General features: G+C 66.4%; 22 protein-coding genes, 1 tRNA gene and 1 pseudogene. 11 read left to right on the top strand and 13 right to left on the bottom strand.

Translation table 11 applies throughout. The features are described from left to right. Positions 1–119: 119 nt before the first annotated feature. Positions 120–1211: a redox-regulated ATPase YchF gene (gene ychF / locus A7W11_RS10815; protein WP_066411558.1), complete on the bottom strand. Its 1092-nt coding sequence runs from the start codon at positions 1209–1211 to the stop codon at positions 120–122. 344 nt (positions 1212–1555) lie between these two features. Here ychF and A7W11_RS10810 point away from each other — a divergent pair, with 344 nt between their 5' ends. The 4 genes from A7W11_RS10810 (at position 1556) to A7W11_RS10795 (ending at position 6278) form a co-directional block, all read left to right on the top strand. Further along, on the top strand, positions 1556–2662 hold the full coding sequence (locus A7W11_RS10810) for a hypothetical protein (RefSeq protein WP_066411548.1): 1107 nt from the start codon (positions 1556–1558) through the stop codon (positions 2660–2662). Between the two features lie 64 nt (positions 2663–2726). Then, on the top strand, positions 2727–3947 hold the full coding sequence (locus A7W11_RS10805; RefSeq protein WP_235816843.1) for a toxic anion resistance protein: 1221 nt from the start codon (positions 2727–2729) through the stop codon (positions 3945–3947). A gap of 32 nt (positions 3948–3979) precedes the next feature. Then, positions 3980–5614 (top strand): vWA domain-containing protein, encoded by a 1635-nt coding sequence (locus A7W11_RS10800; protein ID WP_066411544.1) that lies wholly within the window; start codon positions 3980–3982, stop codon positions 5612–5614. A 31-nt stretch (positions 5615–5645) separates the two neighbouring features. Continuing rightward, positions 5646–6278, top strand: coding sequence for a hypothetical protein (locus tag A7W11_RS10795; RefSeq protein ID WP_162270262.1), 633 nt, complete (start codon positions 5646–5648; stop codon positions 6276–6278). Positions 6279–6350: 72 nt separating this feature from the next. Here the strand turns inward: A7W11_RS10795 and A7W11_RS10790 are convergent, their stop codons facing one another. The 8 genes and pseudogenes from A7W11_RS10790 to A7W11_RS10755 all read right to left on the bottom strand — a co-directional run bounded on the left by A7W11_RS10790 (position 6351) and on the right by A7W11_RS10755 (position 13302). Next, positions 6351–7124, bottom strand: a complete 774-nt coding sequence (locus A7W11_RS10790; RefSeq protein ID WP_066411537.1) for a CPBP family glutamic-type intramembrane protease — start codon at positions 7122–7124, stop codon at positions 6351–6353. Between the two features lie 3 nt (positions 7125–7127). Then, complete coding sequence (pth, locus tag A7W11_RS10785) at positions 7128–7715, bottom strand: aminoacyl-tRNA hydrolase (RefSeq protein ID WP_066413881.1); 588 nt, start codon at positions 7713–7715, stop codon at positions 7128–7130. Positions 7716–7883: 168 nt separating this feature from the next. Then, positions 7884–8504, bottom strand: coding sequence for a 50S ribosomal protein L25/general stress protein Ctc (locus A7W11_RS10780; RefSeq protein ID WP_066411535.1), 621 nt, complete (start codon positions 8502–8504; stop codon positions 7884–7886). A 149-nt stretch (positions 8505–8653) separates the two neighbouring features. Then, positions 8654–9604, bottom strand: coding sequence for a ribose-phosphate pyrophosphokinase (locus A7W11_RS10775; RefSeq protein ID WP_066128841.1), 951 nt, complete (start codon positions 9602–9604; stop codon positions 8654–8656). A gap of 136 nt (positions 9605–9740) precedes the next feature. Next, a tRNA-Gln gene (locus tag A7W11_RS10770) sits at positions 9741–9817 on the bottom strand. Position 9818: 1 nt separating this feature from the next. Then, entirely contained in the window at positions 9819–10748 is a 930-nt protein-coding gene (ispE, locus tag A7W11_RS10765) for a 4-(cytidine 5'-diphospho)-2-C-methyl-D-erythritol kinase (protein WP_066413874.1), read from the bottom strand. A gap of 81 nt (positions 10749–10829) precedes the next feature. After that, positions 10830–11414, bottom strand: coding sequence for a lipoprotein insertase outer membrane protein LolB (lolB, locus tag A7W11_RS10760; protein WP_066411533.1), 585 nt, complete (start codon positions 11412–11414; stop codon positions 10830–10832). A 2-nt stretch (positions 11415–11416) separates the two neighbouring features. After that, positions 11417–13302: pseudogene (locus tag A7W11_RS10755) on the bottom strand (tetratricopeptide repeat protein). Here A7W11_RS10755 and mutM point away from each other — a divergent pair. From mutM to A7W11_RS10735, 4 genes are all read left to right on the top strand, one after another. Next, positions 13301–14128, top strand: coding sequence for a bifunctional DNA-formamidopyrimidine glycosylase/DNA-(apurinic or apyrimidinic site) lyase (gene mutM / locus A7W11_RS10750; protein ID WP_066411527.1), 828 nt, complete (start codon positions 13301–13303; stop codon positions 14126–14128). The pseudogene A7W11_RS10755 and the gene mutM sit on opposite strands and share 2 nt — an antisense overlap. 94 nt (positions 14129–14222) lie before the next feature. Next, entirely contained in the window at positions 14223–15176 is a 954-nt protein-coding gene (locus A7W11_RS10745) for an MBL fold metallo-hydrolase (protein ID WP_066411523.1), read from the top strand. Between the two features lie 248 nt (positions 15177–15424). Then, a complete protein-coding gene (locus A7W11_RS10740) occupies positions 15425–17068 on the top strand; it encodes an FAD-dependent oxidoreductase (protein WP_412778726.1) in 1644 nt (547 codons plus the stop codon). A gap of 21 nt (positions 17069–17089) precedes the next feature. Next, positions 17090–17284 (top strand): DUF2783 domain-containing protein, encoded by a 195-nt coding sequence (locus A7W11_RS10735; protein WP_066127735.1) that lies wholly within the window; start codon positions 17090–17092, stop codon positions 17282–17284. Positions 17285–17293: 9 nt separating this feature from the next. Here the strand turns inward: A7W11_RS10735 and A7W11_RS10730 are convergent, their stop codons facing one another. From A7W11_RS10730 to A7W11_RS10720, 3 genes are all read right to left on the bottom strand, one after another. Further along, a complete protein-coding gene (locus A7W11_RS10730) occupies positions 17294–17698 on the bottom strand; it encodes a type II toxin-antitoxin system VapC family toxin (protein WP_066411516.1) in 405 nt (134 codons plus the stop codon). A gap of 11 nt (positions 17699–17709) precedes the next feature. Beyond that, positions 17710–17937, bottom strand: a complete 228-nt coding sequence (locus tag A7W11_RS10725) for a ribbon-helix-helix domain-containing protein (protein WP_066128846.1) — start codon at positions 17935–17937, stop codon at positions 17710–17712. Between the two features lie 85 nt (positions 17938–18022). Next, positions 18023–18928, bottom strand: a complete 906-nt coding sequence (locus tag A7W11_RS10720) for a LysR family transcriptional regulator (protein WP_066413866.1) — start codon at positions 18926–18928, stop codon at positions 18023–18025. A gap of 190 nt (positions 18929–19118) precedes the next feature. On the opposite strand from A7W11_RS10720, the gene A7W11_RS10715 reads away from it, so the two are divergent. Further along, a complete protein-coding gene (locus tag A7W11_RS10715) occupies positions 19119–20114 on the top strand; it encodes a Bug family tripartite tricarboxylate transporter substrate binding protein (protein WP_066411513.1) in 996 nt (331 codons plus the stop codon). Between the two features lie 10 nt (positions 20115–20124). Then, positions 20125–21351 carry an FAD-dependent monooxygenase gene (locus A7W11_RS10710; RefSeq protein ID WP_066411510.1) on the top strand — a complete coding sequence of 409 codons (1227 nt, stop codon included), beginning with the start codon at positions 20125–20127 and terminating at the stop codon, positions 21349–21351. Here the strand turns inward: A7W11_RS10710 and A7W11_RS10705 are convergent. Further along, the gene (locus tag A7W11_RS10705; RefSeq protein ID WP_066411508.1) at positions 21324–22280 is read right to left on the bottom strand and encodes a LysR family transcriptional regulator; all 957 of its coding nucleotides are present in this window, start codon (positions 22278–22280) and stop codon (positions 21324–21326) included. The two genes, A7W11_RS10710 and A7W11_RS10705, sit on opposite strands and share 28 nt — an antisense overlap. Before the next feature lie 145 nt (positions 22281–22425). Between A7W11_RS10705 and hmgA the strand changes: the two genes are divergently transcribed. Beyond that, complete coding sequence (gene hmgA / locus A7W11_RS10700; RefSeq protein ID WP_066411505.1) at positions 22426–23724, top strand: homogentisate 1,2-dioxygenase; 1299 nt, start codon at positions 22426–22428, stop codon at positions 23722–23724. Positions 23725–23770: the final 46 nt, after the last annotated feature.

Here is a 23770-nt window from a genome sequence, read left to right as displayed (position 1 = left end):
CGAACACGCATCGCCGAGCACACCGCCCAGCAAAGTCCAACCTGGCGAACCAACTAAAAGGCTCCGCCAACCTTTCGGTTGGCGGAGCCTCGTTGAAAACCCGGCTTGCTACGCGTCGATCAGACGTTGAACAGGAAGTTCATCACATCCCCATCCTGCACCACATATTCCTTCCCTTCCGCCCGCATCTTCCCCGCTTCCTTCGCGCCCTGCTCGCCCTTGTACGCGATGTAATCCTCATACGCGATCGTCTGCGCGCGAATGAACCCGCGCTCGAAGTCGGTATGAATCACGCCCGCCGCCTGCGGACCCGTCGCGCCGATACGCACCGTCCACGCACGCACTTCCTTCACCCCCGCCGTGAAGTACGTCTGCAGCCCCAGCAGCTTGAACGCGGCACGAATCAAACGATTCAGCCCCGGCTCTTCCATGCCCATATCCGCCAAAAACACCTCGCGATCCTCATCCGGCAGATCGGCGATCTCGGCTTCGATCGCGGCGCAGATCGCCACCACCGGCGCGTTGCGCTGATTCGCGAATTCGACCAGGCGGTCCAGCAGCGGGTTGTTCGTGAAACCGCTGTCGCTGACGTTGCCCACATACATCGCCGGCTTGGCGGTGATGAAGCACAGCGGGGCGATCATCGCGCGTTCTTCGTCGCTCAGGTCCACCGAACGCACCGGCTTGGCCTGGTTCAGCACGGCGACGCACTTCTCCAGCACGGCCACCAGGCGTTGGGCTTCCTTGTCGCCCGAGCGCGCGGTCTTGGTGTGGCGCTGCATGGCCTTCTCGGCGGTCTGCAGGTCGGCCAGGGCCAGTTCGGTCTCGATGACTTCGATGTCGGCAATAGGGTCGACCTTGTTCGCCACGTGGATCACGTTGGGATCCTCGAAGCAGCGCACCACGTTGACGATGGCGTCGGTCTCGCGGATGTGCGAGAGGAACTGGTTGCCCAGGCCTTCGCCCTGGCTGGCGCCGGCGACCAGGCCGGCGATGTCCACGAACTCGACGGTGGCGGGCAGGATGCGCTCGGGCTTGACGATCTCGGCCAGCTTCTGCAGGCGCGGATCCGGCACTTCGACCACGCCCACGTTCGGCTCGATGGTGCAGAAGGGATAGTTCTCGGCGGCGATGCCAGCCTTGGTCAGCGCGTTGAAAAGGGTCGATTTACCGACGTTGGGCAGGCCGACGATGCCGCATTGCAGAGCCATGGAAATCCTATAAATATCAGTGCACTGGCGGCCTGCCTGTGGCAGGGCCGAGGTGCCCGATCCGCATGCGTGCAAACCGCCGGGATCGCTTGAGCCGTGGACGGGGCCGCGCCAAGCGGCGGAATCCAGAAGGAATCCTGTGCGCGGCGGGTCCGGGAAAGGGCGAATTTTAACCGCTCCGCGCCGACCCTCCGCGGCGTCGCCGAAAAGCTTCATAAATATGACATTTCATGCATTTATCTTCTGGTAACGGGCTTTGACCTCGCCGCGCCGCTTACCTACGATTCATGCGCGGAAGCGGGGTTATGTCCCCGAAAGCCCCCCACAGAAAGAGACCAGCGCTTATGCAACTACGCAAGATCCTGGCGCCCGTCCTGGCAGTCGCCCTGCTGGCCGGCATCGGCGGCGCCATCTATGTTTCCTCCACCCGCAAGCTGGAAACCGACGCCGCGCAGGCCGCCGCGAAAGCCGTCGTGCAGGTACGCGGCATGATCGGGTCCGAAAAGGAAACCTACTTCCTCGACCCGCGCGTGCAGGCCCGCCTGAAGCAACTGGGCTTCACCGTGGCGGTGGACAAGGTCGGTTCGCGCGAGATCAGCGCACGCAAGCGGGACGGCTACGACTTCGGCTTTCCCGCAGGCGCGCCCGCGGCCATCACGCTGCAGAAGGCTTCCAACGCGCGCCAGGTCTACCAGCCCTTCTTCACGCCGATGGCGATCGCCTCGTGGAAGACGCTGGTGCCGATGCTGGAGAGCGCCGGCCTGGTGCGCACCGAGAACGGCACGCACTACATCATCGACATGGACCGCCTGATGACCATGATCGAGCAGGGCAAACGCTGGAACGAACTGCCGAACAACACGGTGTTCAACACCAGCAAGTCGATCCTGGTCAGCTCGACCGACGTGCGCAAGTCCAACAGCGCGGCCATGTACCTGGCGCTGGCCAGCTATGTGATGAACAAGAACAACATCGTGAACACGCAGGCCGACGCCGACCGCCTGCTGCCCGCGCTGTCCAGCCTGTTCCTGCGCCAGGGTTTTCAAGAGTCCAGCTCGGCCGGCCCGTTCGAGGACTACACCACCATGGGCATCGGCAAGGCGCCGCTGGTGATGATCTACGAAAGCCAGTACCTGGAATACCAGTCCAAGCGCCCCACGCCCAACACGGACATGGTGCTGCTATATCCGCGCCCCACGCTCTACACCAAGCACACGCTGGTGCCCTTCAACGAAAAGGGCCAGCGGCTGGGCGAGGCGCTGTCGCAAGACCCGGAACTGCAGGCGCTGGCCGTGCAATACGGCTACCGCACCGCGGACAGCGGCAAGTTCGTCTCGTTCCTCAACGACAAGAAACTCAGCGCGCCCGACGTGCTGGTCGACGTGGTGGACCCGCCCAGCTACGAGACGCTGGAGTACCTGATCCAAGGCATCGAACGGAAATTCAATTGAGTAGGCGCGCGACCGGCCTGTCCCCCCTGAACGAGCAACCCGGATCCCCAATCCGACATCGGACATGAAGAATATGGAACAGCAAACGCAAACCTTGACGCCCCCCGACATGGTGCTGACCCCGCCCGAGGTGATCCAGCCCGTCGAACAGAAGAAGGCCACCGACATGGTGGCCCTGCCCGACGAGACCACCGCCGCCATCGACAAACAAGTGGCCAGCGTGGTGAACACGCTGTTCACGGAAGACGTGCACAGTGATACGTTCAAGAGCCGCGTCGACGCCCTCTTTCACCTGGGCCGCAACGAGATCTCCAACGCCTCCGAACTGATGACCGGCCGCTTCATGGAGCGCAATTTCGTGGGCATCGAGGACTCGGCCGCGTTCAAGGCGATCCAGTCGATGCGCTCGCAGCTCGATGAACTGAACCCGGGCCGCGAGGGCGACCTGCTGTCGCCCAGGAAGCTGCTGGGCCTGATTCCGTTCGGCAACAAGCTGCAGGACTACTTCCGCAAGTTCCAGGACGCCGGCGACCACCTGAAGGCCATCATGGCCGACCTGCACCGCGCGCGCGACGACATGCAGCGCGACTCGGCCGAGATCGACGTCACCATGGCCAAGCTGTGGGACGCCATGCAGAAGCTCAAGGGCGCCATCACCTTCGCCGAAAAACTGGACACCGAGGTGTCCAGCCGCGTCGCCGCCCTGAAGACCACCGATCCCGACCGCGCCCGCGCGCTGGAGCAAGAAGTACTGTTCTACGTGCGCCAGAACTACCAGGACATGCAGACGCAGATGGCCGTCAACGTCAACGGCTACCTGTCGATGACGGTGCTGAAGAAGACGGCGCGCGAGATGGTCAACGGCTGCAACCGCGTGGCCACCACCGGCATGTCGGCCCTGGCCACCGCCCAGACCGTGGCGCGCGCCACCGGCAACCAGATCCAGGTGATGGAGATGCTGCAGGGCGTGTCCAACACCATCGGCGACCTGGTCACCGAGACCTCGCGCCAACTGGGCCAGCACGTGCAGCGCACCGGCGAGTTCGCCGCGGATCCGCTGATCGGCGTGCAGCGCATTCAGGAAATGATGGACAACACCTTCAAGGCGATGGACGCGATGGACACGTTCCGCTCGCAGGCCATCGACACGATGGGCAAGAACAACGCGCTGATGAAGGCGCAGATCGAACGCAGCGAGCAGTACCTGGACCGCTCGCGCCAGCAGGCCGCGTCCGAAGCCGTGCGGCAGGCCCCCGCCCTGCCCGACGGCCCGGTGCAGGTCTGACCGCTCGCCCACTCTTCTACGCGAATTCGATCATGCTCAAGAAACTGCTGACCCGCCTGGCGCTGATCGCCGGGATGGGCCTTGCGCTGGCCGCCTGCGACAAGGCGTCGGACACCTCCTCCAGCAACACCGGCGCCGGCGGCGCCAAGGCGTCGGGCGGCTCGTCCGAAGCCGCCACGCTGACCGTGCTGGCCGGCTCGGAGCTGAAAGACATCGAACCGATGCTGGAGGACATCCGGCGCGAGACCGGCGTGCAGCTGAAGATGAAGTACGTCGGCACGCTGGATGGCGTGGAACGCCTGCAGTCGGGCGAGGCCACCGACCTGGCCTGGTTCGCCAGCAACCGCTACGCCATGCTGGTGCCGGAGGCCAAGAAGCGCATCGTCGCCTCCGAGCGCACCATGCTGACGCCGGTGGTGCTGGGCCTGAAGTCCAGCAAGGCCCGCGCGCTGGGCTGGGACGACGGCAGCGGCAGCTACACGGGCGCCACCTGGAAGGACATCTCGCAGGCCGCCGAGGCCGGCAAGTTCACCTTCGGCATGACCAGCCCGGCCTCGTCCAACACGGGCTTCTCGGCCCTGCTGGGCCTGGCCGCCGCGCTGTCGGGCAAGGGCGATGCGCTGGAAGTGAAGGACATCGACAGCAAGTCGCTGTCCGCCTTCTTCAAGGCGCAGAAGATGACGGCAGGCAGTTCGGGCTGGCTGGCCGATGCCTTCCTGAAGAACCAGGACCAGGTCGACGGCATCATCAACTACTCGTCGGTGCTGCTGACGCTGAACCGCGATCCGGCGATGCGCGAGAAGCTGACGCTGATCTATCCCAAGGACGGCCTGACCACATCGGACTATCCGCTCATGCTGGTCAACGCGGACAAGCGCGCGGCCTACGACAAGCTGGTGGCCTATCTGCGCGGCGCGCCCTTCCAGAAGGCGATGGCGCAACGCACGTTGCGCCAGGCCATCAACCCCGACGTGGCGCAGCCGAACCCGGCCGCCGCCATCGGCGAACTGGCCTTCCCCGCCAGGCAGGAAGTGGTCGACGCCATCCTGCTGACCTTCGACAACCAGGTGCGAACGCCGCCCGACAGCACCTTCGTGCTGGACACCAGCGGCTCGATGGACGGCAATAACCTGGACCAGCTGAAGAAGACCATGTTGGGCCTGTCCGGCACGGATTCCAGCATCAGCGGCCGTTTCGCGCGCTTTCGCAACCGCGAGCAGATCCACATCAAGCCGTTCAACGACAGGATGGGCGTCACCCATTCGTTCGACATGGGCGGCAGCGAAGCGCAGTCGAAGGAGACGCTGGACGACATTGCTTCCTACGTGCGCGAACTGTACGCCGCCGGCGGCACGGCCATCTATGACGCCACCCAGGCGGCCTACCAGGAAGCGCTGGCGCGCCGCGAACGCCACCCTGACCGCTTCTACAGCATCGTGGTGATGACTGACGGCGCCAACATGTCCGGCATGTCGCTGAATTCATTCCTGCGCTGGTACGATGCTCTGCCCGCCGACAAGAAGGGCATCCGCGTCTTCACCATCTACTTCGCGGGGGGTGAGTCTTCCGAGATGACGAAACTGGCCGAAGCCACCGGCGGACGTTCGTTCGACGGCGACAAGGGCGGCCTGCAGGCCATCTTCAAGGAAGTGCGGGGTTACCAGTAAACGTACCGCGATCGACAGCCGGGAAAGCGCAATGGCAGGAATGACCCTGAAGACCCGCGTGCTGCTGGCCTTCTACAGCACACGCAACGTCGTGGGGTGTGCGCTGGCCCTGGCCGGGCTGGCGCTGTTCTTCACCGGCATCATCGAGCAATGGTGGCTGCCCATCGTGCTGGGCCTGTACGCCGCGGGTTGGCTGATCGCGCCGGGCCGCGCCGCCGCCGTCGAGGCGGACATCAAGGAAGCCGCCAGCCAGGAGGCCCTGATCGAGGCCATGGAGTCGCTGTTCCAGCGTTCGCGCAAGAAACTGCCCAAAGAGGCCGTGGCCAAGCTGGAGCACATCCTGCAGATGGTGCGCGAACTGGCGCCCAAGCTGTTCAGCGGCGAAGTACCGCTGACGCAGGCCTTGTCGCTGTCCGGCACCATCACCCGCGACCTGCCGGAAACCATCAACCACTACCTCAAGCTGCCGCCCTTCTTCGCGGCCATGACGGTGGTGCATGACGGCAAGACGCCCAAGCAGTTGTTCTTCCATCAATTGGAACTGCTGGACGGTCAACTGGTGAAGATCGCGGAAGGCATCTACCGCCACGACGCGGACGCGGTGGTGGCCAACGGCAAGTTCCTGGAAGAGAAGTTCAAGCCGATGGCGTATACGGATTTCTGATACGGACGCTCGATGCTGCCCGGGGCACAGTCGGCGCGCCGCCGGGTACGCGTGGCCGGCCCGTATCGCCGCTTATTTCGCGGCAGGCAGATCCACCGGCAGCAATCCCACCAGCGACGTCAGCGTCAGGATCACCAGCACCGGCCCGGCATTGAACACGCCGTGCAGCAGCATGGTGGCCCCGAAGCCGCGCCGCGTGCGCATCCAGCCCAGCAGCAGGCCGGTCACCCACTGGGGCAGCACCAGCAAGGGCAGCAGATACCACGGCGTGCCTTGCAGCGTGAAGTTGTTCAAGTGCACCGCCGCGAAGGTCAGCGTCACCAGATGAAAGACCAGTCCGTAGCGCCGCACATACTCGCGGCGCCACCCCAGGCGCTTGCCGGCCATGCTGACGCGTCCACGGCGCAGCGGCAGGCTGGCCGCCAGCATCACGCAGGCCAGCCAGGCCGCGGTCCAGCCCTGCGGGCCGAACAGCAGAGGCACCAGCATCAGCGGGCATAACCACAAGGCCTGCACCGGCCTGCGCAGGCCGTAGCGAAACAGCATCTCTTCGACGATGGGCGCCCACAGGACGGCGGTCAGCCAGGGGATGTTCTGCGGATCGAGCCGATGCTGCGCGCCGCCCGACCCCGCCGCCATCACGGCGATGGGACCGAAGGCGAACAGATTGATGGCCCACAGTACGCCGGCCCACGCCATCAGGCGGCCGAACGTGATGTTGGGCATCCAGTCGCCGGCCAGGTCGCCGTGCACGGCGCGCCGCACCGGCAGGCGGCGCAACGTGGGCTGTCTCAGGAATTGCCAGAAGTCGGCGAGCTCTTCGCTGAATCGCAGGTGGCTGGCCATGGGTCAGGCGTTGTGCAACTGGCGCGTGGCCTTGGGGAAATCGCCGTCCAGCATGGCGGGCACCGCGACACGGCAACGGTCCAGCACGGCTTCGATGGAAGGCATTTCCTCGCGGCGCGGCGGATGCAGCACGAAATCGGCCACCTGCTGCGCCAGGTTGAGGGTACGCGGATGGCCGATGCCGATGCGGACGCGCCAGAAATTTGGGCTGCCCAATGCAGCCTGGATGTCCTTCAGGCCGTTGTGGCCCGCATGGCCACCGCCCTGTTTCAACTTGACCTGGCCCGGCAGCAGATCCAGTTCGTCGTGCAAGACCAGCACCTGTTCGGGCGCCAGCTTGTAGAAGCGCGCCAGCGCGCCCACGGCCTGGCCGGAACGGTTCATGTAGGTGGCCGGCTTGAGCAGCAGGATGTTCTCGCCGTCCTTGCGCGTCTTGGCGACTTCGCCGAAGAACGACTTCTCGAACGAGAACGAGGTGCGCAGGTCGCCGGCCAATTGATCGGCCAGCCAGAAACCGGCGTTGTGGCGGGTGGTCTCGTACTCGGGTCCGGGATTTCCCAGCCCCACGATCAGGCGGATGGGCTCAGTCATGAAGAAGCGGATGGGTGTGGGTTGCGCCGTCATTGTGCCCGATATGGCCCGCGGACGTTCAGCGCAGAGGCCGCGAGCCCGCGCTCGGGAACGGCGGACATAAAAAAACTCCGCGGTGCCGGTGCACACGCGGAGTTTTCGAGTGCCGGGACAGGCCCGGCGCATGCCTTATTCGGCAGCGGGCGTTTCTTCGCCGTCTTCCGTTTCAGCGGAAGCCGAACCACCACCCTTGACCAGGGCCGAAGCCAGGACCGGGTTGGCATCGCCGCCGTGGGCGACGTAGGTCACGCCCTTGGGCAGCTTGACGTCGGCCAGGTGAACCGACGCGCCAGCCAGCAGGTTGGTCAGGTCGACTTCGATGAACTGGGGCAGCGCGGACGGCAGGCAGGTGATTTCCAGTTCGGTCAGCACGTGGGTGATGACGGCGCTGTTGATCTTCACGGCAGGCGAGATCTCGGCGTTCAGGAAGTGCAGCGGCACCTTGGTATGCAGGGCTTGCTTGGCATCGACGCGCTGGAAGTCGATGTGCAGGACTTGCTGCTTGTAGGGGTGCCATTGCACGGCACGCAGCAGGACTTGCTCGGCCTTGCCGCCGTCCACTTCCATCTGCAGGATGGAAGCGTGGAACTCTTCCTTGCGCAGGGCGTGGTAGATGTCGTTGTGATCGACTTCGATGTTCAGCGGGGCGGCCGTACCACCATAAACGATGGCAGGAACGCGACCCGCGTGGCGCAGGCGGCGGCTCGCACTCGAACCCTGGACGCTACGCGTAGTGGCAGTGAATTTCATGGAAAACTCCGGAACGATATATACGGCGCGGTGTTGCGGTACTGCTTGCGCCGGCTGATATTTGCCCGGCGCGACATGCGCCTGGCATTTTCTGCGTGCCGCCGCGACCAGCGGCACACAAGGAAATTCGGGGTACTGGCTATCCGGGCTTAGTCGGCGAACAGCGAGCTGACCGATTCCGCGTTGGAAATACGCAGGATGGTCTCGCCCAGCAGCGCGGCGCAGGACAGTTGGCGGATCTTGCCGCACGACTGGCCTTGCTCGGACAGCGGGATGGTGTCGGTGACGACCAGTTCGTCCAGCTCGGAGGCCTCGATGCGCTCGATGGCGCCACCGGACAGCACCGGGTGCGTACAGTAGGCGTACACGGCGCCGGCGCCGCGTTCCTTCAGGGCCTGGGCCGCCTTGCACAGCGTGCCGGCGGTGTCGACCATGTCGTCCATGATGATGCAGGTGCGGCCGTCGACCTCACCGATGATGTTCATCACTTCGGAAACATTGGCGCGCGGACGGCGCTTGTCGATGATGGCCAGGTCGGCTTCGAGCTGCTTGGCCAGCGCGCGGGCGCGGACCACGCCGCCGATGTCGGGCGACACCACGACCAGGTTCTGGAAATTGCGGCGCCAGATGTCGCCCAGCAAGATCGGACCGGCGTAGATGTTGTCGACCGGGATGTCGAAGAAGCCCTGGATCTGGTCGGCGTGCAGGTCCATGGTGAGGACGCGGTCGACGCCGGCGACCTGCAGCATGTTGGCCACGATCTTGGCCGAGATGGCCACGCGCGCCGAACGCGGGCGGCGGTCCTGGCGGGCATAGCCGAAGTACGGCATGGCGGCGGTGATGCGGCCGGCCGACGCGCGGCGCAGGGCATCGACCATCACCATGATTTCCATCAGGTTGTCATTGGTCGGCGCACACGTGGGCTGCAGGACGAAGACATCCTTGCCGCGCACGTTCTCGTTGATCTCGACCATCACTTCACCATCCGAGAAACGGCCGACGGTCATCTTGCCGAGGGACATGTCGAGATGGTTGACTACATCCACGGCCAGCCGAGTGTTGGCGGTGCCCGTGAAAATCATGAAGCTGTCGTTTGCCATGACCATGATGTGATGCGCAATGCGTGGGTGTTTCGGGACGCGACGGAAAAAACGTGCGTGCGAAAACGAATAAAACAAAAAAGCCGCTGAACCGTAGGTCGGAGCCCGAGTTCAACAGCTTTTTTATGTATTTGGCTGGCTGGGGAGGAAGGATTCGAACCTTCGCATGCCGGAATCAAAATCCGGTGCCTTAACCAGCTTGGCGACTCCCCAACTATCTTGCAATCCAGTACCGCAACGGATGTTCGACTAGACCGGCCGAGGCCTTGATCAACCGAAACTCCGGATGCGCTGGGCTGGTTGTTTTTCCAGCGACGCGCATTGTAGCGGTAATTTCCTTTTCTGCCAAAACGGCCTGCTGCAGCGATGAAAACTCGGCATAGAGGCATGCGCCCGACCCTGACATGCGCACATTCACGCACGTCCGATCTTGCAACTGCACCTTCAACCTACTTTTCAACCAGCCGGCGCTTTCTTCGATTCGAGGATAGCGCCGGAAGACTGCGGGTTCCAGATCGTTTCTGCCGAAAGCAGAAGTTGGATCAGCAAGGAAGTCCGCTATTCTGATCGAACTTGAATCGCGTGTCAAATCAGGGGCGCGAAAAATTTCCACCGTGGGCACGCTGGCGTCGGGTTGCGCCAACACATACGCAGCCGGCGGCAGCGTCACGGCGCTCAGTTGCTCGCCCACGCCTTCGGCGAAGGCGGATTGGCCGAACACGAACACGGGCACGTCAGCGCCCAGCGGCAAAGCCAGTTGCATCAGCTCGGCGCGCGACAGGCCGGTGTTCCACAGGCGGTTCAGCGCGATCAGCGTGGTGGCCGCGTCGCTGGACCCTCCCCCCAGCCCGCCCCCCTGCGGAATGCGCTTCTCCAGGCCGATCTGCGCGCCCGCGCGCGTGCCGGTGGCCTGCTGCAAGGCCCGCGCGGCACGCACGGTCAGGTCTTGCTCCGGCGGCACGCCAGGCAGGTCGTAGGCACGGGTGATCTGTCCATCGGCGCGCAAGTCGAAATGCAGCGTGTCGCACAGGTCGACGAAGCGGAACACCGTCTGCAGCAGGTGGTAGCCATCGCCGGCGCGGCGGCCCACGACGTGCAGGAACAGATTGATCTTGGCCGGCGCGGGAACGTCGTAGAGCGTCACGGAGATATGGCCCAGGCGATGGGCAGGAAGTGATGGATCTGCGGACAGCAAGGTCCGGACGCAATGCGATCACCGTGGCTTTCAGGGGGAGTCGACCACCAGCCGCACCACGATGCGGCGGGTGCCTTCCAGGCGCTCGAGCACCAGCAACTGCGGACCTTGCGCGTCGTAGCGCGACAGACGGGCCTGCCAGCCGCGTTGCGTGAATGACGCGGGATGCCCCTGGGCATCGCTTTGCAGGGCCTGCGGCGCGGGCTCGCCGGGTTTGCCGCGCAGCCAGTCGCGCAGGCCGCTGACCGGCACGGGACTGCCCAGCGCGTCTTCGGCCAGGGAGTCGGGATCGGGGGCCTGCATGCGCGTGCCGTTGGAACGCGTCAGCATGGCGGCGCCGGGCTGCCCCTCCACGCGGGCCTCGGTGGACCCCAGCGGGGTGGTCAGGTCGAGCTGATAGCGGTTGCCGTCGTCGCGCCAGACGAAGCCGCCCTGCACGGCCTGCTGCGTGCCGTCGGAGGTTTCGGTGGCCGTGATGGCGAAGCGGCCGGCACGCGAGAACGCATCGGCCGCGGGCTGGCCGGTGGGCTGGGGCAGCGTGCCGCAGGCGGCCAAGGCCAGCAGCATCGCTGCGCCGGCCAGGCGGCGCCAGGCACGGCCAGCAACCGCCGCCATCGTCAAGGCTGGACTCCCAGGCGCTTCAGGGTATCGAGCACCGTGGTGTTCCTGGCATCCTTGCGATAGGCCGCGCGCAGCAGGTCCGTGGCGCGGTCCTGCTTGCCTTGGGTCCACAGCACTTCGGCCAGGTGGGCGGCGATGTCGGCCTCGGGACGTGCCGCGTAGGCGCGCGACAGGTACTTCACCGCGTCGTCGGACTTGCCCTGGCGGAATCGCAGCCAGCCCATGCTGTCCAGGATGAAAGGATCGTCGGGCGACAGCGCCAGCGCCTTCTCGATGAGTTCCTGCGCTTCGGGCAGCCGCTGGTTGCGGTCAGCCAGCGTATAGCCCAGCGCGTTGTAGGCGTGCGCATGCTCGGGGTCGAGTTCGATGACCTCGCGCAGCAGGCGCTCGAGTTCGTCGACCCGGCCGCGGCGCTCGTTCAGCATGGCCAGTTCGTATTTGACCTCGACCGTGTCGGGCATTTCCTTGTCGGCCGCCTGCAGCACGGCGATGGCCTGATCGGTGCGGTCGGCATCGCGCAGGATCTGCGCCTTTGCCAGCACGCCCTGCAGGCGCTCTTCGTCGTCTTGCGGATCGGCGGCGTCGACCATCGCCAACGCGTCGTCGATGCGGCCCTGCTTGGCGCGCAGCGCGGCCTGGCGCATGTGCGCGGCGTAGCGCATGGCGGGATCGTCGATGCCGGACAGCTCGTTGACGGCGTCGTCGTAGCGGCCCTGGTCCTCGGCGATGCGCGACAGCAGCACGTGCGCATCGGTGGCGGCCGCGCCGGCGTCGGTGGCGCCGGGCACGGTGGCCTGCTGGCGCTGGTCCTGCACCTCGAGGTATTGCTGCAGCAGCGTGCGCGCCTGGTCGAGATGGCCGGCGCGATACGACAGCTGCGCCTGCATGAACAGCAGGTCGAAGTCTTCCGGCGAGCGGCGCGACATGGCCTGCAGTTCGGTCAGCGCGGCATCGTACTGGCCGCGGTCGGCCAGTTGGCCGGCCAGCAGCAGGCGCAGCTTGCGGGCGTCGGGATTGCGCTGGATGAAAGCGCGCGCATCGGCCTCGGCGCGTGCCGGGTCGGCCTTGGTGCCGTATTCGAGCACGCGCTGCGCGGCGGGCTCGGATTTGGGGTCGGCGGCCAGCGCGGCGCGCGCCTCGTCGTAGGCACGGGCTTCGTCGCCGGCGGCGTGCGCCACGTCGGCCAGCGCCATGTGCGCGGCGGGCAGCTTGCGGACCTTTTCGCTGAGCGCATCGTCGAGGATGCGCAGCGCCGTGCGGCGGTCGCCCAGGCGGCCCAGGATGCCCATGGTCTGCGCGATGGCCACGGTCTTGTCGCTGGCGTCGTCGATGCGCTTGCGCAGCGCCTGCGACAGGCCCTGCGTCTGGCCGTTGGCGGCCGCCAGGGCCAGCTCGGTCGAGGTGGCCTCGGTGTCGTACGGCGCCAGGTTGGACCACGTGCGGGCCGCCTCCAGCGCGCCCGGCAGATTGCCGCCGGCCAACTGGAATTCGAGCGCGCGGTGCGCGATGCGCGGATCGCCCGTCTCGCGGGAAAGGTTGACCAGCGTGGTGGCCGCGGTGCCGAACAGGCCGCGCTGGGCGGCGATTTCGGAGGCCATCAGGCGATACAAGATATCCCCCGTGAGCGACACATAGGGCAGTTGGCCCGGCCGCAGACGGATGACTTCGGTTTCGGGGCCGCGTTGCGGCAACAGCTTCGGGCCAGTGGCGTCCCGGGGACGCACCTCGGCGGCCTGCGCCGGCATGTCGGCCTGCAACCCGGCCAGCGCCAAGGCCAGCGCGGCGATTCCGACTTTGATTGGTTTATGCGACAACTTCACGCACCCTATCCGGTTGATGGCACAATCGCCCATTACGTTTGTCCGATCTTACACTGGCCCATGCCGGAACTGCCCGAAGTCGAAACCACGCGCCGAGGAATCGACGCCGTCATGACGGGCCAGACGCTACGCCGCCTGGTCGTGCGCGAACCGCGCATGCGCTGGCCCATCCCCCCCGACCTGCCCGACCTGCTGGCCGACCGCCTGGTGCTCGAATGCGCCCGCCGGGGCAAATACCTGCTGCTGCGCTTCGACCACGGCACCCAGATCGTGCACCTGGGCATGTCGGGATCGCTGCGCCGGGTGCCCGAGGGCGAGTCTCCCCGCAAGCACGATCACGTCGACTGGATCTTCGACCACGCCGTGCTGCGGCTGCATGATCCGCGCCGTTTCGGGGCGGTGCTATGGCATGACGGCGCCAAGGGCCCCATCGACACCCACCCGCTGCTGGCCAACCTGGGGATCGAGCCCTTCGATCCCCGCTTCGACGGCGCGTGGCTGCACGACCAGTTCCGCGGCCGCAGCATCGCGGTCAAGCAGGCGCTGCTGGCGGGGTCCGCCGTGGTGGGCGTGGGCAACATTTACGCCTCGGAAAGCCTGTTCCGGGCGGGCATCGATCCGCGCACGCCGGCCCAGCGCATTTCGCGTCCACGCTGTGAACGTCTGGCCCGGATGATCCGCGCCACGCTGGCCGACGCCCTGGCCTCGGGCGGCAGCACGCTGCGCGATTACGTGGGCGCGGGCGGCGAACCGGGCAGCTACTTCACCATCCATGCGGCGGTCTACGAACGCAACGGCCAGCCCTGCCGCGTCTGCGCCACGCCCATCCGGCGCCTGGTCCAGGGCCAGCGCGCCACCTACTTCTGCCCGGTCTGCCAAAAGCGTTGAATTAGACAATAGCAAACGTATTGCACAAAAACGAACGCCAAGCTATATTGGCCTCCATCCCGCACGTCTATAACTACAGTGGAAGGAGTCAATCATGAGCAAGCAGTTCGCGTCGCACGGCGACCTGGAAGACAAGGTCGCTTCGTTCGAGAAGCTGTCCGACAACGCCTATGCCTACACGGCCGAAGGCGATCCCAACACCGGCGTCATCGTGGGCGACGAGGCCGTCATGGTGGTCGACACCCAGGCCACCCCGGCCATGGCGCAGGACGTCATCCGCCGCATCCGCGAAGTCACCGACAAGCCCATCAAGTACATCCTGCTGTCGCACTACCACGCCGTGCGCGTGTTCGGCGCGTCGGCCTACGGCGCCCAGGAAATCCTGGCCAGCCGCGACACCCGCGACCTGATCGAGGAACGCGGCGAGCAGGACAAGGCCAGCGAAATCGGCCGTTTCCCCCGCCTGTTCCGCAACGTCGAAACCGTGCCGCCCGGCCTGGTGTGGCCCACCATGACGTTCAAGGGCGAGATGACGGTGAACCTGGGCAACCTGGAAGTGAAGCTGCTGCAGGTCGGCCGCGGCCACACCAAGGGCGACACCATCGCCTGGCTGCCCGGGCAGAAGATCCTGTTCGCGGGCGACCTGGTCGAATACCAGTCCACCCCCTACTGCGGCGACGCGTACTTCCGCCAATGGCCCGTCACGCTCGATGCGCTGGCCTCGTTTGGCGCCGAAAAGATGGTGCCGGGCCGCGGCCCCGCATTGAAAAGCGCCGAGGAAGTGCGCCAGGGCCTGGCCGGCACGCGCGCCTTCCTGACCGACCTGTACGCCATCGTCAACCGTGGCGTGGCCGATGGCCTGGACCTGAAGGCCATCTATCGCCAGGCCTACGACTTCATGAAGCCGCGCTACAGCGAGTGGGTCATCTTCGATCACTGCATGCCGTTCAACGTCTCGCGCGCCTACGACGAAGCCACCGGCCACGACGATCCGCGCATCTGGACGGACAAGCGCGACATCGAAATGTGGAAACAGCTGGAAGGCTGATTTCCCGGCGCGGCAGCGGCTTGCCGCGCCTGACTGGCACACGCTGAACGCGCCCGGCGCCGCGGCATGCGGCGTGAGGCCGCACGTCCACGGCATGCGCCAGCCAATGGCATCGAAAGAAAAAAGGCCCCTGCGCCGCGCTTCGGCTTGCTGCCCCCGGGGTCCGTTTTCGCCTGGGAGCAGCCCAAGGCAAGAAAACCGCCAACGAGCGGGAGAGAGACAACGTGGAAAACATCGATTACCAGGCGATGGAGTTCGCCTATGCCCGCAGCCCGGACCAGGACGGCGCCACGCCGGCTCACCATCCCACCGTGGTGGTGGGCGCCGGTCCGGTCGGCCTGAGCACCGCGCTGGACCTGGCCCACCAGGGCGTGCGCGTGGTGGTGCTGGACGACGACTGCAAGCTGTCGACGGGATCGCGCGCCATCTGTTTCTCCAAGCGCACGCTGGAGATCTGGGATCGGCTGGGCACCGGCCAGCGCATGGTCGACAAGGGCGTGTCGTGGAACGTGGGCAAGGTCTTCTTCCGCGACCAGCAGGTGTGGAAATTCGACCTGCTGCCCGAGGCGGGACATCAGCGCCCGGCCTTCATCAACCTGCAGCAGTACTACGCCGAAGGCTATCTGCTGGAACGCGCGCGGGCCGAACCGCTGATCGAGCTGCGCTGGAAGAACAAGGTGGCCGCCGTGGCGCAGGACGACACGGGCGTCACCCTGACGGTGGAAACGCCCGAGGGCCCCTACACGCTGCGCACCGGCTGGCTGGTGGCCTGCGACGGTTCGCGTTCGCCCGTGCGCAAGCAGCTCGGCCTGGAGAGCCACGGCCGCATCTTCCGCGACCGCTTCCTGATCGCCGACGTGAAGATGACGGCCGACTTCCCGGCCGAACGCTGGTTCTGGTTCGACCCGCCCTTCCATCCCGAGCAGTCGGTACTGCTGCACATGCAGCCGGACAACGTCTGGCGCATCGATTTCCAGCTGGGCTGGAACGCCGATCCGGTCGAGGCGGTGAAACCCGAGAACGTGCTGCCGCGCATCCGCGCGCTGCTGGGGCAAGATGCCCAGTTCGAACTGGAATGGGTCAGCGTGTACACCTTCGCCTGCGAACGCATGGACCGGTTCCGCCATGGGCGGGTGTTGTTCGCGGGCGACTCGGCACATCGCGTATCGCCCTTCGGCGCACGGGGCGCCAACAGCGGCGTGCAGGATGCCGAGAACCTGGCCTGGAAACTGAAGCTGGTGCTGGCCGGCCACGCGCCCGCCTCGCTGCTGGACAGCTATTGCCTGGAACGCGAGTACGCCGCCGACGAGAACATCCGCAATTCGTCGCGCTCCACCGATTTCATCACCCCCAAGAGCGAAGCCAGCCGCGTGCTGCGCAACGCCGTGCTGAACCTGGCCAAGGCGCACCCCTTCGCCCGCACGCTGGTCAACAGCGGCCGGCTGTCCGTGCCGTCGACGTATGCCGAATCGCCGTTGAACACGCCCGACACGGAGGTCTTCGCAGGCCGCATGCGTCCAGGCGCGGTGGCGGCCGATGCGCCCGTTCGGCACGCGGGGCAGGATGGGTGGTGGCTGCCGCACCTGGGCAACGATTTCGTGCTGGCGCTGTTCTGCGGCGACGACGCGCCGGACGCCGCCATGCGCGCCGCGCTGGACGGGCTGGCGCGGGCGCCCGTGCCGGTGCGCACGGTGTTGGTCGGATCGAATGCGGAGGATGCCGTGCAGGATGCGCAAGGCGTGCTGGCGCAGCGTTATGACGCGCAGCCCGGCACCTGCTATCTGATCCGGCCGGACCAGCACGTGGCGGCCCGCTGGCGCGCCTTCGATCCCGCCGTGGTGGGCGATGCCCTGCGGCGCGCCACCGGCGTCATGGCCGGCACGGTCCATTGATCCCTGCACGGAGCGAATCGCATGTCCCTGATCATCGAACCCAACCTGCCCGCGCCGGACGACTTCTACGAAGTGCTGATCGACGCGCACCGTGATCTGTCGCCCGAGCAGAGCCACGAGATGAACGCTGCGCTGGTGCTGCTGCTGGCCAATCACATCGGCGACACGGCCATCGTGAAGGAAGCGCTGGAACGGGCGCGGGCGTCGGTGCTGTAGCGGGTAAGGCTACTGGCTGTGCCAGTCCACCCATGTCAGGCCCGGCACGCGGGAGAACTCGCGCCCATTGCGCGTGACCAGCGTGGCGCGATGACGCAGCACCGTCGCGGCAACCAGCAGATCGTGCGCGCCGATGGGCGTACCCATCGCCTCCAACTTTACCCGGATCTCCGCGCAATGCATTGCACACGCGCTGTCGAACGGCAATGACTTCATGGGCCTGAGCAGTTGCTGCAAGGCGGACAGGCGAGAGGTCATCGCTGCTTTCGGCAAACGCATGAGGCCGTAGCGCAACTCGTATTCGACGATGGCAGGCACGCCGATATTGGACGGAGAGAGGGCCTGCAGCCGCGGCACGACCTGCGGATCGCCGCGAAAGTAATAACTGATGGTATTGCTATCCAGAATCAGCACAGGACAGGCCTTCAGAAGCCCGCGCGTGGCACATCCGCGGGCAATTCGGGGACATCCTCGCGCAACGGAAAATCGGCGAACGCCCCGGCCAGCGCCAGGCAATCCGCAGGCCACTCCTGCGAGGCATATTTACGGATCAACTCGGCCACCCAGCGGCTTTTGGACATGCCGCTGGCCTGCGCAGCCTCGTCGACCAAGGCCTGGGTTGCGTCGTCGAGATAAAGCGTGATCTGGGACATGGGATGCACCCCATAAAACAAGTATATGTCCAAGTATATGCCCAATCATGCTTGTTGATCCGCCTCGCGTTGCGCATCCAGCCCTTCATGCGCAGAGTGTGCCGTCATCTCGCATGTATTCCAACGCGACCGTGCCGAATTCGTCCCTTAACTGCGCCACCTGCGCCAACTCCGGCCGTCCCGCCCGCGTGATGCAGTAGTAGTCCAGCGGCGCCACGGGTTCGATGGGCACCAGCCGCACGCGCCAGCGCCGGCCCGCCACCGCCGCGAACGAAGGCACCACGGCATGACCCAATCCGGCTTCGACCATGGCCAGCACGGTTTCCAGATGAGTGGCCTCGCGCCGCAGACCCGCATCGGCCAGCCCGACGTGGCGATCCACCATTTTCTGGATGGCGTTGTCTGCCGGCAGTGAAATCAGCCGCGCCGGATCGATGTCGTCCCAGCGTGCCCGTGCCTTGCCCTTCCATTGGCCGTGAGCCACGGCCAGCACCAATCGGGCCGGGAAGACGGCGCTGCGGCGAATACCCGACACGCGCGAGAAGAAGGCGCCGAACCCGGCATCCAGTTCGCCGCGCTCGACACGCAGTTGGATCTCGCTACGGTCGACGTCGGCGACGTCCACACGCGTATCCGGCAGAAGCAATTGAAAACGGCGCAGCACTTCCGGCATGACGCTGCACGCGATCAACGGCGTCACCCCAACTTTTATGCGACCGGCCGGCGCCGACAAGGTGCCCAGCTCGCCCAAGGTGCTGCCCAGTTCGCGCACCGCACGCTCGGCTACAGGCAGCAAGCGCAGGCCCGCCTCGGTCAGCCGCACGGCGCGCGTGGTGCGCTCGAACAGGCGGCAATCGGCCTGCTCCTCCAACTCGCGGATCATCGCGCTGAGGCCGGCCTGGGTGATGTGCATCTGCTCGGCCGCCCGCGTGAAACTGCCGAGGCTGGCCACCGCGAGAAAGGCGCGCAACTGACGGAAGGAGAAGTTCATGATGGGCAAGCCGTGCGGAGCGGGAATGCCGGGAATATTAACAACCGTTGCTTATCAATCCATCAGATATCGTGCTTTCACTTGTTCATGCGGTTTTGTTGAAATGCATGGACGCCTTGGTGCGCATCCCTAATTCCAACGAGATATCGCCAGGGCGCATCCATACGCCGATGGCGCAGGAGACAGCACGATGACCCGTTCCCCCTTCCCCGCCCGCGCACGCCTGCGCACCGCGGCCGCCCTGATGATGCTGGGCACCATGATGGGCGTCGGCGCGACCGCAGCCGCCCAAGGGTTTCCCACCCGGCCGATCACGCTGGTGGTGCCCTTCCCGCCGGGCGGCCCCACGGACAGCAGCGCCCGCCTGTTCGGCAAGGTGATGGCCGACAAGCTGGGCCAGCCCGTCGTGGTCGAGAACCGCGCCGGGGCGGGCGGCAGCGTGGGCACGGCCTACGTGGCGCGGGCCCAACCCGATGGCTACACCTTGCTGTGGGGCGGCACCAGCAGCATCGTCGTGGCGCCCGCGCTGTACACGAACCTGCAGTACGACCCCATCAAGTCGTTCACGCCCATCGGCATGGCGGTGCGCGGGCCGCTGATCCTGGTCAGCCGTCCCGAGGTCACCGCCAAGACGCTGGGCGAACTGCTGGACCAGGCGCGCGGCAAGGAGATGACCATCGCCAGCGCCGGCACGGGCTCCATCGGCCACCTCACCGCTGAACTGCTCAAGAGCACCACCGGCACCCAACTGCTGCACATTCCTTATCGCGGCGGCGCGCCTGCCCTGGCGGACGTGATGGGCGGACAGGTGGAACTGCTGTTCGACACCGTGACGCTGCTGTATCCGCAGATCGCCGCCGGCAAGCTGCGCGCCTACGCCGTCACCGGCAGCGCGCGTTATGCGCGCCTGCCCGACGTGCCGACCGTGGCCGAAGTCACCGGCAAGCCCTTCGAGGCCTACTCGTGGTTCGGCCTGATGGCCCCGGCGGGCACGCCGGACGAAGCCGTCAGGAAACTGACCGATGCCCTGGCCGCCGGCGCGCGCGACGGCGGCGTGACCAAGGAAATGGAATCCCTGGGCCTGGAGCCGGTGGGCGGCACCGCGCAGGCCTTCGCGCAATCGATCCGCACCGACCTGGACAAGTGGACGCAGGTCGTCCGCCAGGCCAATGTCAAACCCGAATAAGCAGCTTCTCATGACGAACGGAACCGCCCCTGCCTCGACCGGCCACCCCAGACCCTCCATCCTGATCGTCGGCGCGGGCCTGGGCGGCCTGACCGCGGCCCTGGCGCTGCTGCGCCGCGGCTATCCGGTGCGCGTGCTGGAGCAGGCCGCCGAGCTGCGCGAGATCGGCGCCGGCATCCAGCTCAGCGCCAACGCCAATCGCGCGCTGTACCAACTGGGCCTGGGCGATGCGCTGGCCGAGGTGGCCGGCAGCACCTCCGGCAAGCGCATCCGGCTATGGAGCACGGGCCAGACCTGGCCGCTGTTCGACCTGGGCGCGCAGTCGCTGCAGCGCTATGGCTATCCGTATCACACGATCTACCGGGCCGACCTGCATCGCACGCTGGCCGACGCGGTGCTCGCGCTGGATCCGCAGGCCATCGTGCTGGGCACGCGCGTGGCGGCGGTGGAACAGGATGCCGACGGCGTGACGGTGCGGCTGGCCGACGGCACGCCCTATTGCGCGGACCTGCTGGTGGGCGCGGACGGCGTGCATTCGTGCGTGCGCAACGCCCTGTTCGGCGCGGACCGCGCCGCTTTCAGCGGCACGGTGGCCTGGCGCGGCGTGATCCCTGCGGCAAAGCTTCCGGCGCATCTGCGCGAGCCCTATGCCGTGAACTGGGTGGGGCCGGGCGCGCACGTCATTCACTATCCGCTGCGGCGCGGCGAGCTGGTCAATTTCGTGGGCATCCTGGAACGCGACGACTGGCAGGTGGAATCGTGGACCGAGCGCGGCACGGTGGCCGAATGCCAGGCCGACTTCGCGGGCTGGCACGACGATGTGCAGACCCTGATCGGTGCGCTGGACGAGCCCTACAAATGGGCGCTGATGCTGCGCGAACCGCTGCCGCAATGGACCGTGGGCCGGGTCACGCTGCTGGGCGACGCCTGCCATCCCACGCTGCCCATGTTGGCGTCGGGCGCGGCCATGGCCATCGAGGACGGCTACATGCTGGCGCGCGCCCTGGACGAAATCGCCGATCCGCAAGAGGCGCTGCAACGCTACGAAGCCGCCCGCAAGGACCGCACCGCGCGCGTGGTGCGCGGCTCGGCCGAGAACGCCAGGCGCTTTCACAATCCCGCCCTTGCCCATGCCGAAGGCGCGGCGCAGTACGTCGAACGCGAATGGAGCGAAGCGCGGGTGCGCGAACGCTACGAGTGGCTGTTCACCTACAACGTGGACGAGGCGCCGATCTGACGGCGCGGCGCCTGCCCGGCGGGTTCAGCGAACAGATCCACGATCAGTCCGCGCAGCCACAGGCTGCCGCCATCCCGCTGGAAGCGCCGCTGCCAGTACAGGTTGGTCTGCAACGGCGGCACGCGCAAGGGCGGCGCCAGCATGCGCAAGCCGAAGCGCGGCGCCGCGCTGGCCGCCAGCTTGGCCGGCACGGTGGCCAGCAGGTCGGTGGCGCTGAGGATGTACGGCACCGCCGAGAAATGCGGCACGCTGAAGTGCGCCTGCAGCGAGATGCCGGCGGCTTCCAGCGCCTGGTTCACCTGTCCATACGGCGCGGCGCGCGACACCGCCAGGTGGTTCTGCGCCCGGAACGCCTTCAGGCTCATGCCTTCATGGGCCTGTGGATGGCCATCGCGAAACAGCGTCATGTAGCCCTGCCGGAACAGCATGCGCTGCACCACGTCGCCGCCCAGGTCGTCGAACGCCCCCACCGCCAGGTCGATGTGGCCGAGCTCGAGTTCGCGCTGCAGCTCGGCGCCGCTGGCGCGCACCGAATCGATACGCACGCCCGGCGCACGCTGCGCGCAGGTCTCCATCAGGCGCGGCATGAAATGGATCTCGCCCACGTCGGACATGGCAATACGGAAACGCCGCGTGCTGGAGATGGGATCGAAGACTTCGTCGGCATCCAGCATGCGGGTCAGCAGCCCCAGCGCCTCGCCCACCGGCCCGGCCAGCCGCTCGGCGAAAGGCGTGGGCAGCATGCCCTGGCCCGTGCGCACGAACAGGTCGTCCCCCAGCGATTCGCGCAGGCGGCGCAGCGCATTGCTGACGGCGGGCTGCGTCAGGTCCAGCCGCCGGGCCACGGCGGACAGGTTGCGCAGTTCCAGCAGGTGCTGGAAGACGACCAGCAGATTCAGGTCCAGGCGGCGCGGGTCGGCAACTGGCATGATGGCCCCTATTATTCATGAAATTTATAGTCTGTATTTTTGCATTCCCGTAGCCATATGTCATGGGATTGCCGACAATGGGCCCATAACCATCCACGCAAAAGGCGGACGCATCGCGCGATCCGCTTCCCTCGGAGGCAAGACCATGTCCCTGCAATACCAATCGGGCTTCGGCAACGACTGTGCCACCGAAGCGCTGCCCGGCGCCCTGCCCGAGGGCCGCAATTCGCCGCAGCAATGTCCGTACGGCCTGTACGCCGAACAGTTGTCGGGCACCGCGTTCACCGCCCCGCGCGCCGAGAACCGCCGCTCCTGGCTGTACCGCATCCGCCCCGGCGTGACACACCTGCCGTTCACGCCGTTCGAACACGCCATGCACTGGGTCAGCGATTTCGGCTCGGCGCCCGTGCCGCCCAACCAGATGCGCTGGAGCCCCCTGCCCGTGCCCGAGGCCCCCACCGACTTCATCGAAGGCATGCACACCTGGGGCGGCAATGGATCGCCGGATGAGCAGGGCGGCGTGGGCATCCAGCTGTATGCCGCCAACCGCTCGATGCAGGGCCGCTTCTTCTACGATGCCGACGGCGAATTGCTGATCGTGCCGCAGCAGGGCCGCCTGCGCCTGGCCACCGAGCTGGGGCTGATCGACCTGGAGCCGCAGGAAATCGCCGTCATTCCGCGCGGCGTGCGCTTCCGTGTCGAACTGCTGGACGGTACGGCCAGCGGCTATGTGCTGGAGAACTTCGGCGCTCCGCTGCGCCTGCCCGAACTGGGCCCGATCGGCTCGAACTGCCTGGCCAACGCGCGCGACTTCCTGACCCCGCACGCCTGGTACGAAGACGTCGAAGGCGATTTCGAGCTGGTCGCCAAGTTCGCGGGCGGATTCTGGCGCGCCGCCATCGACCACTCGCCGCTGGACGTGGTGGCCTGGCATGGCACGCATGCGCCGTACAAGTACGACCTGCGCCGCTTCAATGCCGTCGGCTCGATCAGCTACGACCATCCCGATCCGTCGATCTTCACGGTGCTGACCTCGCCCTCGGACACCCCGGGCACGGCCAACATGGACTTCGCCATCTTCCCGCCGCGCGTGCTGGCGATGGAAGACACTTTCCGTCCGCCCTGGTTCCACCGCAACGTCGCCAGCGAGTTCATGGGCCTGATCCACGGTGTCTACGACGCCAAGGCCGAAGGCTTCATGCCCGGCGGCGCCAGCCTGCACAACTGCATGAGCGGCCACGGCCCCGACGCGGAAACCTTCGAGAAGGCCAGCCACGCCGACACGAGCAAGCCGCACTACATCCGCGATACGATGGCCTTCATGTTCGAGACGCGGCGGGTGATCCGCCCCACCGCGCACGCGCTGGCCGCGCCGCAACTGCAGCACGAGTACTACCGCTGCTGGCAAGGCCTGGCCAAGCATTTCAATCCCGCGCAGCGCTAGCCGCCGCGCTGATCGCGCACACGACAACCGACAACGAGACAACGCA

The organism is Bordetella ansorpii (assembly GCF_900078315.1).
In the GTDB taxonomy this organism is placed as follows: Bacteria; Pseudomonadota; Gammaproteobacteria; order Burkholderiales; family Burkholderiaceae_B; genus Bordetella; species Bordetella ansorpii.
This window is presented reverse-complemented; position numbering and strand designations above follow the sequence as displayed.